Annotated in this window: 13 protein-coding genes; 10 read left to right on the forward strand and 3 right to left on the reverse strand. The window is 34.6% G+C overall.

All coding sequences use genetic code 11. The annotated features are described in order from the left end of the window. Positions 1-39: 39 nt before the first annotated feature. The 3 genes from ACNC7R_RS10765 to ACNC7R_RS10775 are packed head-to-tail and all read right to left on the reverse strand — an operon-like array spanning position 40 to position 2,125. A complete protein-coding gene (locus ACNC7R_RS10765; RefSeq protein WP_417941091.1) occupies positions 40-363 on the reverse strand; it encodes a DUF3861 domain-containing protein in 324 nt (107 codons plus the stop codon). Continuing rightward, on the reverse strand, positions 351-1,082 hold the full coding sequence (locus ACNC7R_RS10770; protein WP_417941092.1) for a LytR/AlgR family response regulator transcription factor: 732 nt from the start codon (positions 1,080-1,082) through the stop codon (positions 351-353). The genes ACNC7R_RS10765 and ACNC7R_RS10770 overlap by 13 nt, the downstream gene beginning before the upstream one ends. Continuing rightward, complete coding sequence (locus ACNC7R_RS10775) at positions 1,082-2,125, reverse strand: sensor histidine kinase (RefSeq protein WP_417941093.1); 1,044 nt, start codon at positions 2,123-2,125, stop codon at positions 1,082-1,084. The genes ACNC7R_RS10770 and ACNC7R_RS10775 overlap by 1 nt, the downstream gene beginning before the upstream one ends. A gap of 266 nt (positions 2,126-2,391) precedes the next feature. Between ACNC7R_RS10775 and ACNC7R_RS10780 the strand changes: the two genes are divergently transcribed. The 10 genes from ACNC7R_RS10780 to fsa all read left to right on the forward strand — a co-directional run bounded on the left by ACNC7R_RS10780 (position 2,392) and on the right by fsa (position 16,871). Next, positions 2,392-3,546 (forward strand): efflux RND transporter periplasmic adaptor subunit, encoded by a 1,155-nt coding sequence (locus ACNC7R_RS10780; protein WP_417941094.1) that lies wholly within the window; start codon positions 2,392-2,394, stop codon positions 3,544-3,546. Positions 3,547-3,551: 5 nt separating this feature from the next. Beyond that, positions 3,552-6,719: an efflux RND transporter permease subunit gene (locus ACNC7R_RS10785; RefSeq protein WP_417941095.1), complete on the forward strand. Its 3,168-nt coding sequence runs from the start codon at positions 3,552-3,554 to the stop codon at positions 6,717-6,719. Between the two features lie 18 nt (positions 6,720-6,737). After that, on the forward strand, positions 6,738-8,144 hold the full coding sequence (locus tag ACNC7R_RS10790) for an efflux transporter outer membrane subunit (protein ID WP_417941096.1): 1,407 nt from the start codon (positions 6,738-6,740) through the stop codon (positions 8,142-8,144). A gap of 199 nt (positions 8,145-8,343) precedes the next feature. After that, positions 8,344-8,838: a hypothetical protein gene (locus ACNC7R_RS10795; RefSeq protein WP_417941097.1), complete on the forward strand. Its 495-nt coding sequence runs from the start codon at positions 8,344-8,346 to the stop codon at positions 8,836-8,838. A gap of 529 nt (positions 8,839-9,367) precedes the next feature. Continuing rightward, on the forward strand, positions 9,368-10,801 hold the full coding sequence (locus tag ACNC7R_RS10800) for an MFS transporter (RefSeq protein ID WP_417941098.1): 1,434 nt from the start codon (positions 9,368-9,370) through the stop codon (positions 10,799-10,801). 30 nt (positions 10,802-10,831) lie between these two features. Then, a complete protein-coding gene (locus ACNC7R_RS10805) occupies positions 10,832-11,857 on the forward strand; it encodes a glycoside hydrolase family 43 protein (RefSeq protein ID WP_417941099.1) in 1,026 nt (341 codons plus the stop codon). 225 nt (positions 11,858-12,082) lie between these two features. Next, on the forward strand, positions 12,083-13,093 hold the full coding sequence (locus tag ACNC7R_RS10810; RefSeq protein WP_417941100.1) for a GntR family transcriptional regulator: 1,011 nt from the start codon (positions 12,083-12,085) through the stop codon (positions 13,091-13,093). 4 nt (positions 13,094-13,097) lie between these two features. Continuing rightward, a complete protein-coding gene (locus ACNC7R_RS10815) occupies positions 13,098-14,579 on the forward strand; it encodes a xylulokinase (protein ID WP_417941101.1) in 1,482 nt (493 codons plus the stop codon). A 10-nt stretch (positions 14,580-14,589) separates the two neighbouring features. Then, on the forward strand, positions 14,590-15,915 hold the full coding sequence (gene xylA / locus ACNC7R_RS10820; protein WP_417941102.1) for a xylose isomerase: 1,326 nt from the start codon (positions 14,590-14,592) through the stop codon (positions 15,913-15,915). A 299-nt stretch (positions 15,916-16,214) separates the two neighbouring features. Further along, positions 16,215-16,871, forward strand: coding sequence for a fructose-6-phosphate aldolase (gene fsa, locus ACNC7R_RS10825; protein ID WP_278009981.1), 657 nt, complete (start codon positions 16,215-16,217; stop codon positions 16,869-16,871). Positions 16,872-16,920: the final 49 nt, after the last annotated feature.

Here is a 16,920-nt window from a genome sequence, read left to right on the forward strand (position 1 = left end):
GTTAAGTGTTGTGAATCTTGATTATGATATGTTTTTGTTTTATAAGCTTTTCAGTTTTTTCATAAAGACAGGGAACGCTTCATTAATTTCATCAAAAAGAGGATTCTTTCGGTGTTTTAATTTTATTTGCCCAAATAATTTTAAACCTAATGCAAATTGTGTTGCATCAGATTCATCTTCAAATAAGTTTTTATTTTTTATTTTTTCAATAATGCTAAAAATTTCATCGTGATTTTCAAACTCAATTCCAAGTTCTTTTGCAGGTTCTTTCTCACCATTTGCATATTCTTTAAGACTTAAAGTCAGATAATATTTGTTTGCTCTTTTTTCCATGATAATTGTATTCTGTTTTATTTCAACCATTTGTCTACAATGGTTTTAAATGTTTCTTTGTATTGTTCACCAACCGTAATTTCTGTTTTGCCAATTAAAATTGAATTTTTGGTAATCGCATTGATTTTGTCAAGCGCTACGATAAACGAACGGTGTACTCTCATAAATTTGGCTGAAGGCAGTTTTTCTTCCAAAGCTTTTAAGGAAATCAATGACATAATGGCTTTTTGCGAATCGTCAAGATGTACTTTTACGTAATCTTTTAAACTTTCGATGTACAAAATATCTTTAAGTGAAATACGAACCCATTGATATTCAACTTTTAAAAAGATAAATTCGTCATCTGCTGTAACAGACTGAAATTGTGTTGAAGTTTCGGTTGTAATTTGAAGTACTTTATTGGCAGCACGCAAAAACTCTTCGTAGCTGAAAGGTTTTAAAAGATAATCGACTGCATTTACTTTGTAACCTTCAATCGCATAATGATTATAAGCGGTTGTAAAAACAATTTTGGGTACTTGTGTCGGTTGTTCCTGCAAAAGTCTGGCAAGTTCCATTCCGGTTAAATTGGGCATATTGATATCTAGAAAAACAAGATCAGGCTGTTTTTCCTTAATCAAAGTCATGGCTTCAACCGCATTGTCACAACTGGCAGTTAATTCCAAAAAAGGCGTTTGTTCAATAAAAGTCTGTACCAGTTTCAATGCCAGAGGTTCGTCGTCGACTGCTATACATTTTAATGTTATCATTAGTCTAAAATTAGTTGCAGTTTTACATGATACATTCCGTTTTTGGTGATACCTGATATAAGAGTATGTTTATGCGGATAAATCAACTGAAGTCTTCGTTTTGTATTCGTTAAACCAATTCCTCCTTCATCTGGCAGAGCCGTTTTTTCGAAATAAGTATTTTCTACCTCAAAATCCAAGTGACTTCCAATTTGGCTTAATCTGATATGAATTTCACTTTTATCCGTAGCATGAACACCATGTTTAAAAGCATTTTCTATTAAAGGTAATAATAACATGGGAACAATCGGGTAATCATTGATTTTTTCTGGAATATTAGTCGTAATCGTTAATTTCTTATTGGCACGGAGCTTCATTAACGAAATAAAATTCTTTATAAATTCGGCTTCTTTCAATAAGGTTGTTCTTTCTTCTGTGCTGTACAATAAATAACGCATCATACGGCTTAAAGTATGAAGCGCATTTCTCGAATCTTCAATATCGGTGTATGTTAACGAATAAATACTATTTAACGAATTAAAGAAAAAGTGCGGATTTATCTGTGCTTTCAGCATTGCCAGCTCGGCAGCTGTTTTGTCTTGCTCCAATTTTTGTTTGTATTGTGCTGCTTTCTGCCAATGCTGCAACATCGCCCAGCTTGTACTTATTCCTAAAACTAAAAGTGCAAGCATGAAAACATAATTGTCAAAATACGGATTTCGGTACTTTTTGAATCCTAAAATTGCTGTAATTTTATTGTGAAGATCGGTTTGCGAAGTATACACATAAGCGATAAGCTGTAACGCAAAAATGACCATAAAAGCCCAAAATAAAAAAGGCGAAGTGTTGTCTTTAATGATGGTTTTTGGAACTATAATTTTTGCATTAGTATAAAATATAGCCATTAACATAACCAAGATAATAATCTGCCAAAGCCAAAAAATGGACGGAAGCACTACATTCCAGGTTAAGGGGATATAAAACAACATGATAAATCCCAATAAAAACCAGCCAAGAATGTGTAATCCGATAAATAAATAAGGTCTGTATAGGTTTGATGCCATTACGAATTCTACTTTTTTTGACAATATTACACTTTATTTACATTTGATTTAGAACCAATCGCTCAACGCAGAATTTTAGTCTTTAAAAACCATTTTAGAACCGATGAGTTTAAAAATTAAACACTTGTTTAATTTTTTTAAAAACCCCATCGTGTGTCACCATATCTTTATCGATTGTCTTTCCGTATTCGTCTATTTGAAATTTTTCGCGTGTGATATTTTATTTCTTTTGCCTGTATATAATCGATAATTACATATTATTACAAATGAATAAGCAATCATTTTTTAGCATCCTTACAGCATCAATTCTTATCGCATCATGTGGTAAAAATGATAAATCGGCTCAGGCCGGAGGTGCACCGCAGATTAAGGAATATAAGACTGTGACTTTACAGTTGGAATCAGCTACGTTGAACAGCGATTTTCCAGCAAGTATTCAGGGACAGCAGAACATTGAAATCCGACCAAGAGTCGAAGGATACATTGATGAAATTTTTGTAGATGAAGGTGCCGTTGTTAAAGCGGGACAGCCTTTGTTTAAAATCAGTGCTCCAGAATATGAGCAGCAGGTTCGTACCGCAACAGCAAGTATTAAAAGTGCTCAGGCTGATTTAAGTGCGGCAAAACTGGGTGTAAATAAAGTGAGACCATTGGTTGAAAAAGGAATCATTAGTAAGTATGAATTAGAATCAGCACAATATAAGTATGAGTCGGCTGTAGCTGCTTTAGCTCAGGCAAATGCTGCTTTGGTAAACGCTAAAACGAATTTAGGATATACAACCGTTACAAGTCCGGTAAGCGGAGTTGTAGGTTCTATTCCGTTTCGTTTAGGAAGTTTGGTAAGTTCAAACACGGCAGAGCCTTTAACTACAGTTTCTAGTATTGGAAATGTATATGCTTATTTTGCAATGAATGAAAAAACATTACTGAATTTTACTAAAGACGGAGGAGCTTCATTAAACCAAAAATTAAAAAGAATGCCAGCCGTTTCTTTATTGCTTTCTGATGGTTCTACTTATGATGAAAAAGGGCATATCGAAACCGTAAATGGATTAATTAATACCGAAACAGGTACTGTAAATGTTAGAGCACGTTTTTCAAACCCAAAAGGAGTTATCAGAAGCGGAAGCAGTACTACTGTAAGAATTCCGAACGAAGTTAAAGATGTGATTATTGTTCCTCAAAGTGCCACATTTGAACTTCAGGATAAAATATTTGCAGTAGTAGTTGGCAAAGACGGAAAAACTAAAAATGCCAATATCACAGTTCTAGACAATTCTGCAGGCAATTATTACGTCGTGACAAGCGGTTTACATGCAGGAGATCAAATTGTATTAGAAGGAGTAGCTTCTCTAAAGGAAGGAACTGAAATTAAAGCCAATAATCAGAGCATACAAATAGTTTACGCCGATTTAAAATAAAAAAAATGTTTAAAAAATTTATACAAAGACCCGTACTTTCGACGGTAATATCAGTTATTATTGTCATTTTAGGTGTTTTAGGATTAATTGAGCTTCCGATATCTCAATATCCGGATATTGCACCGCCAACTGTAAACGTGGCAGCAAGTTATACTGGAGCTAATGCCGATGTGGTACTGAAAAGTATCGTAATTCCGCTGGAAGAACAAATTAATGGTGTAGAGAACATGACGTACATGACTTCTTCTGCAACCAATGATGGTAATGCGTCGATTAAAATTTTCTTTAAAGTAGGAACCAATCCAGACTTAGCAGCGGTAAACGTTCAGAACAGGGTTTCGAGAGCAACCAGTTTATTACCTGTAGAGGTAACTCAGGCTGGGGTTACTGTAACCAAAAGCCAGAGTAGTAACTTATTGATTTTCTCTTTATATAGTGAAGACCAAGCGTATGATCAGACGTTTTTACAAAACTATGCAAAAATCAATCTGGTACCGCAGATTCAGCGTGTTGTAGGGGTGGGAGATGTAAACGTTTTTGGTGCCAAAGATTACTCTATGAGAATCTGGCTGAAACCAGACGTAATGCAGCAATACAAACTGATTCCAAGTGATATCTCTGCTGCTTTAGCAGAACAGAATATCGAAGCAGCACCCGGTAAATTTGGTGAAAACGGAAATCAGGCTTTTCAATATGTAATTAAATACAAAGGACGTTTAACGAGTGCTCAGGAATTTGAAAATATCGTTATCAAATCAATAGGCAACGGACAGATGCTTCGTCTTAAAGATGTGGCTAAAGTGGAGTTAGGATCTTTAAGTTATGCTTCGACTATTAAAACAAACGGTGTAGAATCAGCTGCAATGGCGATCAGCCAGACTCCGGGATCGAATGCTCGTGACGTAATTAATAATTCTAAAAAGTTAATTGAAGAAGCGGCAAAGAATTTTCCAAAAGGAGTTAAATATACCACTCTTGTGGATGTTAACGAAAACCTTGACGCCTCTATCGAAAAAGTAATCCATACTTTGATTGAAGCTTTTATTCTGGTTTTCATCGTAGTATTCATTTTCCTTCAGGATTTTAGATCGACTTTAATTCCGGCAATTGCCGTTCCGGTTGCGATTGTGGGTACATTCTTCTTCCTGAATCTGTTCGGGTTTACGATCAACTTATTAACGCTTTTTGCGATGGTACTGGCAATTGGTATTGTGGTCGATGACGCGATTGTGGTAGTAGAAGCGGTACACGCTAAACTCGATCACGGATATAAATCGGCTAAAAAAGCAACGATTCATGCAATGGACGAAATTTCGGGAGCGATTATTTCGATTACATTGGTAATGGCGGCCGTATTCATTCCGGTAACTTTTATTGGAGGATCAACAGGAGTTTTCTATAAACAATTTGGTATTACACTGGCTGTTGCGATTATTCTTTCCGCTATAAACGCTTTGACTTTGAGTCCGGCTTTATGTGCGCTTTTATTGAAACCACATGCTGACGATCATAAACATAAAAGCTATTTACAGCGTTTTTATACCTCATTTAACCTGGCATTTGATAATGTTACCGAAAGATACAAACGTTCTGTAAGTTTCCTTTCTGTAAAAAAATGGATTGCTTTAGCTTCAATCGTGATCGCTGGATTGGCATTGGTTTATATGATGAAAACTACACCTTCTGCTTTCGTACCTTCTGAAGATCAGGGAACTGTTTTTGCAAACATTAGTTTACCGCCATCTGCTTCGATGGAGCGTTCTGATGTAATTGCTAAAAGAGTTGACAGTATAGCGAAAACCATTCCAGGAGTTAAAAACACACTTCGTATCGTTGGGCAGAACTTTACAGCCGGTGCGGGTAGTGCGTATAGTATGGTTATCGTAAAATTGAAGCCATGGGACGAACGTGATTTAAGTGTTGACGATGTAATTGGGCAGCTCTTTGCTAAAACAAGCGGTATACGTGAAGCTAATATCTTCTTCATTTCCCCTCCAACTATTCAAGGTTTTGGACAAAGTGGTGGATTCGAATTCCAATTACAAGATAAAGGCGGACATACCACTGCCGAATTCTATAAAGTTAATAATGAATTCTTAGCTAAATTAGCTGAACGTCCTGAAATACAATATGCAACGACACCATTTAACCCTGGTTTTCCGCAATATATGATGGATATTAATCTAGCAAAAGCCAAAGATGCAGGAGTTTCGGTAAACTCGATTTTATCAACTATGCAAGGATATTATGGTGGATTGTACGCTTCGAATTTCAACAAATTCGGGAAACAATATCGTGTTATGATTCAGGCTTCACCGGAGTTTAGAACCAATACGCAGGGATTAAATAAAATTTTTGTACGCAACAGTGCAGGAAACATGGCACCAATTACAGAGTTTGTAAAAATGACCAGAGTGTTTGGACCAGAGTCAATATCGAGATTTAACTTGTTTACGTCTATTGCGATTACTGGAGCGCCAAAACCCGGCTTCAGTTCTGGAGATGCCATTAAAGCCATTCAGGAAGTAGCCGCAGAAAATCTTCCAGCTGGTTACGGTTATGAATTCTCAGGATTAACACGTGAGGAGCTGGCATCAGGAAGCGAAACGATTTTTATTTTTATTCTGTGTCTGGTATTCGTTTATTTCTTGTTGAGTGCGCAGTACGAAAGTTACATTCTTCCGTTTGCGGTATTGTTTTCAATTCCGTTTGGATTGGCTGGAGCGTATTTATTCTCGATTATATTTAAACTCAACAGCAATATTTACCTGCAGATTTCCTTAATTATGCTTATTGGACTTCTGGCGAAGAATGGTATTTTGATTATCGAATTTGCTTTGGACAGAAGAAAAAAAGGACTTCCCATTTTACAAGCCGCAATTGAAGGAGCAGTAGCACGTTTACGTCCGATTTTGATGACTTCATTCGCCTTTATTTTAGGATTGGTTCCGTTAATGTTTGCAACCGGAGCAGGTGCTGTAGGTAACAGATCGATAGGGACCGGAGCAGTAGGAGGTATGTTAATCGGAACGATTTTAGGGGTATTTGTTATTCCTATTCTGTTTATCATTTTCCAATCCTTACAAGAAAGAGTGAGTGGTCCTCCAAAGGAAAATTATGAAGACGATGACGATGATAAAGAAATTCATTTACTAGAAGCTCAGAAAGAGTAAAATTTAATTAAAACAAAGATGACGAATAGTTCAAATAAATATATTCTTATGGTAATGACAGCCGTACTTTTAAGTGCGTGCTCCGTTACCAAAAAATACGAACGTCCGACAAAACTTTCGACAGATAAATTGTATCGGGATCAAGTTTCGGCAGACACGACTACAATTGCCGATACGCCATGGCAGAGTGTTTTTAAAGATGAGAAACTAAATACCTTAATTCAAAAAGGATTAGATCAAAACCTGAACCTGAAAAATGCTATCGAAAACATCATTCAGGCTAGAGCTTCTTTGCGTCAGAGTAAGTTAGCCTACTATCCAACGTTACAGCTGGAGGCTAATGCCACACACACAAAGCAGTCAGAAGCAGGGCTTAACTTTCCGGCTGGAATCAATATCAATACGTTAACTACAACGTATAAGTTAGGTGTAAGTAGTTCCTGGGAAGCTGATATCTGGGGAAAACTGAGCAGTTCCAAAAGAGCAGCTTTAGCCAGTTATTTAGCTACCGATGCTGCAAAACAAGCAGTTCAGACACAATTGATTTCGGACATTGCCAATAACTATTTCGTACTGCTTGCGTATGATAAACAATTGAAAATTACGCAGGAAACTTTGGAAAGCCGTATTAAGAACGTTGAAACAATTAAAGATTTAAAAGAAGGTGCCATCGTAACTGGTGCAGCTGTCGTTCAGAGCGAAGCCAACCAGCACGCAGCAGAAGTTTTGATTCCAGATTTAAAACGCAGTATTCGTGAAACTGAAAATGCAATCAACATTTTGTTAGCACAAGCGCCTGGACCAATTGACAGAGGCGAATTAGGCTCACAGATTGTTCCTGAAAATATTGCAGTTGGAGTTTCTTCTCAATTGTTACAAAATCGTCCAGATGTTCGTCAGGCAGAATTTAATTTCAGAGTTGCTTTCGAATCAACCAATTTGGCAAGAACCTATTTCTATCCAAGTTTAACGCTTACAGCAAGTGGCGGATTCTCTAACTTAGAATTGAAAGATTTCTTTAGTAATTCTATTTTCTATTCGATTATTGCAGGACTAACACAGCCGATTTTTAATCAAGGGAAAAATAAATTGAGATTAACAACTGCTCAGTCACAGCAATTGCAGGCATATAATAACTTTCAGCAGAGTTTATTAAAAGCAGGAAGTGAAGTTTCAAATGCTTTGTATGCATATCAAATGGCAGTTGAAAAAGAAGATTCGAGAGCGAAACAAATCGAAGCTTTAGAAAAAGCAGTTGACTATACACAACAATTATTAGAATATAGTTCGGCTACGAATTATACAGATGTATTGACCTCAGAACAGAATTTATTGGCTGCTCAATTAAGTGGTATCAATGATAATTTACAAAAGTTACAAGCATTGGTCGATTTATATCGTGCTTTGGGTGGTGGCTGGAAATAAAAGTTAAATTATCATCATTAACTAAAATATCAAATAAAAGCGTCTCATTATTCTGGACGCTTTTTATTTATGTATGTCGACTGAAAAGTGCTTTACGTGGATTTTTCAGTGATTTTATATACATAAAGATGATATATCTAAATTTTGGCACTAATTTAGTTTAATTCATTAAATGAAATTAATTTTTAAAACAAAAAATATGAAGAAGATAGCATTCGCTTTAGCACTTTTTATGAGTGTTTTGGCACATTCGCAGGTTTCAGTAAATGTTAATATTGGTACACCTCCAAACTGGGGACCGGTAGGGTACGATGACAGCAGGTATTATTATTTACCAGATATTGATATTTATTATGATGTAACTCAAAGCCAATATATTTATCTTGATAATGGAGTCTGGGTTAGGGAGAGAAGAGTACCTGCCCGATACAGAAATTACGATTTCTATTCAGGCTATAAAGTGGTTTTAAGAGATTATAAAGGAAGTAAACCTTACAGTTATCATTCTAAACACAGAGCAGCTTATCCAAAAGGATATGTTGGAAAACCTCAAAAAAACAGAGGTTCGAAACCGGATAAAGGGTATAAGTCTGAAGGAAAATATAAGTCTTCTGGGCATAATAACGGAAATGGTAAAGAAAAAGGAAATTCTAAAAATGATCACGACCATTCTCATGGGCATGGGAAGCATTAATTAAATAGTTAAATAATAGCGCCTCCAAAACTGGAGGCGCAGTTGTTTATATTTCTAATCTTGTTAATTTAACGAGAAATATGCTAGAGGGTTTAAAATAAATTATTTTGCAAAATAAATTTACTTATCACAATATTTTCTTTCTTTATAAAATTAAGATTTTGGCTAATATAATTTGAAATACCATCTTTGTTGGAAATAGTTCGTTTTTGAAATCTACAGAATATAGTATTGCTGATTGGAAAAATCTCAGAATTAATTTCAAAAACTAAATGAGTTGACTTTTAAAAAGCTTATTTATATTTTTTAAATTCTACAGGTAATTAATTTGTGTATGCAGTCAATTGCAAAATTTTATTTTTGCTTGTAAGTTATTTAAATAACAAATTGTCATAAAAATATATTTTTTAAATATTTTACACAACCGATTGTTTTTATTATTACTTTAGCGCCAAATTAAATATCAAACTATTATTTAAACCATATTTTAAAACTAAACTAACCAGTATATAACCACACAATTAAAATAATGAATTTATCTTCTCAAAAATTATCTATTAAAGAAAAAATAGGGTACAGTCTGGGTGATTTAGCAGCCAACTTAGTTTTTCAGACCCTAATGACATATCTGGCTTATTTTTATACAGATATATACGGATTATCTCCAACACATTCATCAATAATAATGCTGATTGTAGGCTTAATTGCAGCTTTTGTGTTTAATCCGGTAATCGGTGCACTTGCTGATAGAACCCATACAAAATGGGGGAAATTTCGTCCCTGGATTTTATGGACATCTGTTCCTTTAGGGGTTATTGCTCTTTTAGCATTTACAACACCTGACTTTTCATATCAGGGTAAAGTAATTTATGCAATTCTGACTTATTCATTTCTTTTATTGTTTTATGCAGCAAATAATTTGCCTTATTCGGCTTTAAGTGGTGTCATAACAGGAGATATGGGAGAAAGAAACAGTATGTCTTCATATCGTTTTGTTGCTGTGATGTTTGCTCAGTTCTTTGTTCAGGTTTTTATGCTTGGTATCATTAAAAGTGCCGGAAACGGAGATAAAGCAATTGGTATTGAAAAAGTAATGACAGCCTTAGCCATAATTGGAACTATTATGCTGCTCATAACTTTTGTAACTACCAAAGAGCGAATCCTACCAAAACCAGAACAAAAATCAAGTGTAAAGGAAGACTTGTTAGATTTAGCGAAAAACAAGCCATGGATCATTATGCTGTCTCTTACTTTGTTGGTTTTTATAACACTAGCCATCAAAGGAGGTTCTTATGTATACTACTTTGAGAATTATGTAAACAAACAAGAACTCGCCAGTTTTATAAAGCCTATCTTAGATTTTCTTTCGGCAATTGGGCTGAATACCTTTGGCAACGATCCTGTTTCTGCCGGATTTGGTTTGTTTAATGCAGGGGGTATTATTTTTATGATAGTTGGAATTACATTATCAAAAAGATTTGCTGACAAATATGGTAAAAGGAATGTTTTTGGACTGTTTTTATTTATTTCTACCTTATTTGTTATTGCCTTTTATTTCTTTTCTCCAACCTCAGTGAGTCTGATGTTTTTTTCTCAGATTTTTCATGGGTTTTTCTACGGAACTACTATTCCACTACTTTGGGCAATGATAGCAGATGTAGCTGATTATTCTGAGTGGAAAAACAACCGTCGTGCAACAGCGATTATATTTTCGGCAATGATGGTGGGATTAAAAGCAGGATTAAGTATTGGAGGCGCATTAACAACATCACTTTTAGGACATTTTGAATATGTTCCAAATTCAGCACAACAAACAGATATTGCCATTAACGGTATTAAATTACTTGTAAGCATTTTTCCGGCAATACCTTTTTTAATTGGTGTAGGATTATTGTTTTTTTATGAGATTGATAAAAAAATGGAGGTACAGATCGAGGCTGATTTAAAACAAAGAAGACTATAAAATTATACTATTATTTAAAACAAAAGAAATATGCCTGAGGATAGCATTGAACACATTAATTTTGAGGTAATCAATAAAATTGCCATATCACAACCATTAGTTAAACATATGTACACAGCCGATCCTTCGGCACATGTATTTAACGGAAAAATATACATATATCCATCGCATGACATTGATGCCGGGATTCCTTTTAATGATAACGGGGATCATTTTGGTATGGAGGATTATCATGTGTTTTCTATGGAAAGTATAGATTCGGAAGTAATTGATAATGGAGTTGCATTGCATGTGAAAGATGTTCCATGGGCTGAGAAACAAATGTGGGCTCCTGATGCTGCCTGCAAGACTGGCAAATATTATTTGTATTTTCCGGCCAAACGTGCTGACGGAATTTTCCAGATTGGAGTTGCTATAAGCGATTCTCCTACTGGACCATTTATTCCTGAACAGGAAGCAATTAAGGGCAGTTATTCAATTGATCCTGCAGTTTTTGAAGACGAAGATGGAAAGTTTTATCTTTATTTTGGTGGCATTTGGGGTGGACAGCTTCAAAAATACCGAAACAATAAATTCTCTGAAGAAAATGAAGAACCAAGTGAAAATGAACCTGCATTAGGACCAATAGTTGCTATGCTTAGTGATGACATGACTCAATTTAACGAGACTCCCAGAGAAATTAAAATTCTTGATAAAAATGGTAATGTATTATTAGCAGGAAATAATGAGCAACGTTTTTTTGAAGCACCATGGATACACAAATATAATGGTAAGTATTATTTTTCATATTCTACTGGTGATACTCATTTTATATGTTATGCAATAGGTGATAATCCTTATGGACCATTTACATATGAGGGAAGAATTTTAAATCCTGTAATTGGATGGACTTCTCATCATTCTATCTGTGAAGTGAAAGGGAAATGGTATCTTTTTTATCATGATTCTAGTCTTTCAAAAGGTATTACTCATTTGAGATCGATAAAAGTAGCTGAAATTACGTATAATGAAGATGGTTCGATAAATACCATTGATCCATACGGAAAAGAAATGTAAATTTTGATTTTTATAATTCTAATCGAATTTACTATTAGTTAAGTACAACTGAAAGCATATTTTAGATTTCTTTTTCGAGGAATAATAAGCATGAAATATGCTTTGAGTTGTTATAATTTTTTGATTATTTGCATAAATTCTATTTGTATTAAAAAATTATATTCAAAATATTTTTTTAAATTAATAAAATGACTAAATTAGCATACCAGAACAGAACGGAACAGTATGCTAAACGAAGAAGAGGAGAAGTTTGTATTTGTAATTAATCATGATAGTGATATTCCGAAATACCAGCAATTGGTTAACGGCATAAATAATGCGATTGCAGAAAATATTTTACAGAAAGGAGATTTGCTTCCGTCAGTAAATGCAATTTGTAAAGAAAATCAGTTATCAAGAGACACTGTTTTTAAAGCATATTCAATTTTAAAAGATCAGAAAATAATTGATTCTGTTCCGAATAAAGGTTATTATGTTTCAGGCGAAACCAGAAAAGTGCTTTTAGTATTAGATACTTTCAAAGCATATAAGGAGGTTTTATATCACTCATTTGTGAATAATTTACCAGACAATATTATTACTGATGTACAATTTCATCATTATAATATTGAAGTATTTAAAACTATCATTAATAATAGTGTCGGAAAGTACTATAAATATGTGGTAATGAATTTTGATGATAAAGAAGTATCAACAATTTTATCGGCCATTTCGAATGATAAATTGCTTTTGATTGACTGGAATATTCATTCAAAAAAAGAAAACAATTATGTTTTTCAGGATTTCGGAAAAGCATTTTACAATACATTAAAAGAAGCTGTTGATTTGTTTAAAAAATATAAAAGCATCTGTTTTGTTTATCCGGATTACACGAATCATCCAAAAGAAACACTGGAGAGTTTTAAGAAATTTTGTACCGATTTTAATTTTAAAAATGAAATTATTACTGATCCGAAAAAGTTTGATATTGAAAAAGGAATCGCTTATATAAGTATCAGTGACCGGATTTTAGGGCATTTTTTAGAACAATGTAAAGAAAAAGAGTTTGAGCCTGGTCAGGATGTTGGTTTTTTGTCGTATAATGAAACACCCATGAAAAAATTTATATACAAAGGAATTTCGGTTATTTCAACTGATTTTAAAGAAATAGGAACAAGAGCAGCAGCATTTATTACAAATGATGAAGTAGTTCAGTGTTACGTACCAACAAGTTTAATATTAAGAGAATCATTATAAAATTATGTATTATATAGGATATGATATTGGAAGCTCTTCGGTCAAGGTTGCCCTGGTTGAAGCCGCAACAGGAAAAAAAGTAATGGTATTAAATGAGCCGCAAAACGAAATGGAAATTTCGTCATTACAGCCAGACTGGGCAGAACAGGATCCTGAAATGTGGTGGCAGTACATTTGTACAGCAACGAAAAGAGCAATTAAGGAAGCTAATATTGAGGCTTCTAAAATTCAGGGAATTGGTATTTCTTATCAAATGCATGGATTGGTTATTGTAGACAAAGACGGGAAATCGCTGCGCAACTCTATTATCTGGTGTGACAGCCGTGCTGTTGAAATTGGAAATAAAGCTTACGCTGAAATTGGATCTGAAAAATGTGCTGAGCATTTGTTGAATTCACCAGGAAATTTTACCGCTTCAAAATTGAAATGGGTTAAAGAAAATGAACCTGAAGTTTACAGTAAAATTGCTAAATACATGCTTCCTGGAGATTATATTGCTTTGAAGTTAACAGGCGAGGTAACGACAACTAAAAATGGGTTGTCAGAGGGAATGCTTTGGGATTACAAAGAAAATAAAGTAGCGGACTGGCTTTTGGATTATTACGAAATCAATCCATCACTGACGCCAAATATTGTAGAAAATTTCACAAATCAGGGTATAGTTACCGAAAAAGGTTCGCTGGAGTCAGGTCTTCCTGTTGGAATTCCGATTGTTTATCGCGCAGGGGATCAGCCAAACAATGCGTTGTCATTAAATGTACTGCGTCCTGGAGAAGTGGCGGCAACGGGAGGTACATCAGGTGTTTTTTATGCTGTTACGGAAACCAATTCGGGTAAAAGTACTCGTGTGAACAACTTCGTTCATGTAAATTATTCAGAATCAAATCCGAGAGTTGGAAAATTACTGAATATAAATGGAGCCGGAATCCAATATAGATGGATGCGTAATAATATAGGAAGTGAGTCATATGAAGAGATGAATGAAAAAGCATCTCAGGTAAATGTAGGTTCACAAGGATTAGTTGTGATTCCGTTTGGAAATGGTGCCGAAAGAATGTTCAATAATAAAAACATTGGCTCTCATATTTTAAATCTGAATTTTAATATTCATACCAACGCTCATTTGTACAGAGCATCTTTGGAAGGAATTGCCTTCTCGTTTGTGTACGGAATGGAATGTTTGAAAGATGATAATGCGAAGATTGATGTGATCAGAGCCGGAAATGATAATTTATTCCGTTCAGAAATTTTTTCGAATACAGTAGCAACATTAATTGGGCATGAAATCGAAATTTACAATACAACCGGAGCTGTTGGAGCAGCCAGAGCAGTAGGTTTAACTGATGGTGACTTCGAAAAGTTTGGTTCAGCAATTACAACCAATGATCACGTAATGACCTTTTTACCTTTAAAAAACAAAGAAGAATATGAAAAGGCGTATCAAAACTGGAAAAAAGAATTAGAATTAATAGTAACAAATAAATAAAAAAATAAAAATGATAACTTTAGGAAATAAAGAATACTACAAAGGTATTGGCGAAATTAAATTTGAGGGTGCAGCATCTGATAACCCTTTAGCATTTAAATATTATAACCCGGATCAGGTTGTTGCAGGAAAAACAATGCGTGAGCACTTTAGATTTGCGATTGCTTACTGGCATACATTCTGCGGACAGGGAAGCGATCCATTCGGACCAGGGACACAAAATTTTGCATGGGATCAGTCTTCAGATCCTTATCAGGCTGCAAAAGATAAGGCAGACGCCGCTTTTGAATTTATCAGTAAAATGGGATTTGATTATTTCTGTTTTCACGATTACGATTTGATTGCTGAAGGACCAACTTTTGCTGAATCAGAGAAGCGATTAGCATTTATTACAGAATACTTAAAAGAGAAAAAAGCTGCATCAGGGATTAAATTACTTTGGGGAACTTCAAACTGTTTCTCAAACCCAAGATTTATGAACGGAGCGGCTACAAATCCAGACTTTAATGTTGTGGCAAGAGCCGGTGGACAAGTAAAGTTAGCTTTGGATGCTACAATCGCTCTGGATGGAGAAAATTACGTATTCTGGGGTGGTAGAGAAGGTTATATGTCTTTATTGAACACAGATATGGGAAGAGAATTAGACCACATGGCACAATTCTTAACAATGTCAAGAGACTACGCAAGAGCACAAGGTTTTAAAGGAACTTTCTTTATCGAGCCAAAACCAATGGAGCCATCTAAACACCAATATGATTTCGATTCTGCAACAGCAATTGGATTTTTAAAAGAGTATGGTTTAGATAAAGATTTCAAAATCAATATCGAAGTTAATCATGCAACATTAGCACAGCATACATTTCAACACGAACTGGAAGTTGCTGCAAAAGCAGGTATGTTAGGTAGTATAGATGCGAACAGAGGTGATTATCAAAATGGTTGGGATACAGACCAGTTTCCAAATAACATTCAGGAAACAACTGAAGCGATGCTGGTTTTCTTGAAAGCTGGCGGATTACAAGGCGGAGGAGTTAACTTTGATGCTAAAATCAGAAGAAACTCTACAGATTTAGAAGATGTTTTCTTAGCACACATTGGAGGTGCTGATACATTTGCAAGAGCATTACTGACAGCTGACAAAATCATCACTTCTTCTCCTTATGAAAAATTAAGAAAAGAAAGATACAGCTCATTCGATTCAGGAAAAGGTAAAGATTTTGAAAATGGAAAATTAAACCTTAAAGATTTATACGATATTGCAAACCAAAATGGCGAATTAACACTTCAAAGTGGTAAACAGGAATTGTTCGAAAATATCATCAATCAATATATTTAATTGATTGCAGAAAGATTTTTTTCGGTGATTTAAAAACCGAATTCATGATTGTTTTGTAGTTTTTTTATCTCTGGCAGATATTTTTGGTTAGTGTATTTGCCGGAGAAAATTCAGTGGATTACTTAGTAATTTTTGGCCGTTGATGCTAAATAATCAACGGCCATATCATTGATTAAAAAAATGACTTTTCATGGTGAATTTCTTCACCATTTTCATTACATATAAAATTACTTATTTCCAGTTCATTTGGTGAACAGGATAAACAAGCTATTATTAATCAAAAAAATAAACCACAACGAATGAAATTTTTTATAGACACCGCAAATTTAGAAGATATTAAAGAAGCCCAGGCTATGGGGGTTTTAGATGGCGTTACTACAAATCCATCATTAATGGCCAAAGAAGGCATTACAGGGAAAGATAACATTTTGAAACACTATCTTGATATATGTAATATTGTTGATGGAGATGTTTCTGCCGAAGTTATTTCTACAGATTATGAAGGAATGGTTAGAGAAGGAGAAGAACTGGCAGCTTTACATAAACAGATTGTTGTAAAATTACCTATGATTGGTGATGGCGTAAAAGCCTGCAAATATTTTTCTTCAAAAGGAATCAGAACGAATGTGACTTTGGTATTCTCGGCAGGTCAGGCGTTATTAGCTGCAAAAGCTGGGGCTACTTATGTTTCTCCTTTTTTAGGAAGATTAGATGATGTTTCTACAGATGGAATGAATCTAATTGCAGAAATCAGACAGATTTATGACAATTATAATTATGAAACACAGATACTTTCTGCCTCTGTAAGACATACAATGCATATAGTCAATTGTGCTAAAATTGGATCAGATGTGATGACTGGACCTTTGTCTGCAATTAAAGGGTTGCTAAAGCATCCATTGACAGATATTGGACTAAAACAATTTGTTGAGGACGCCAAAAAAATGAATCTTTAAATAAGATTTTTATCATAATCAATCCATATTAAAGTCTCAATTCGTGTGA

The sequence above is a fragment of the Flavobacterium adiutor genome (assembly GCF_048282555.1).
In the GTDB taxonomy this organism is placed as follows: Bacteria; Bacteroidota; Bacteroidia; order Flavobacteriales; family Flavobacteriaceae; genus Flavobacterium.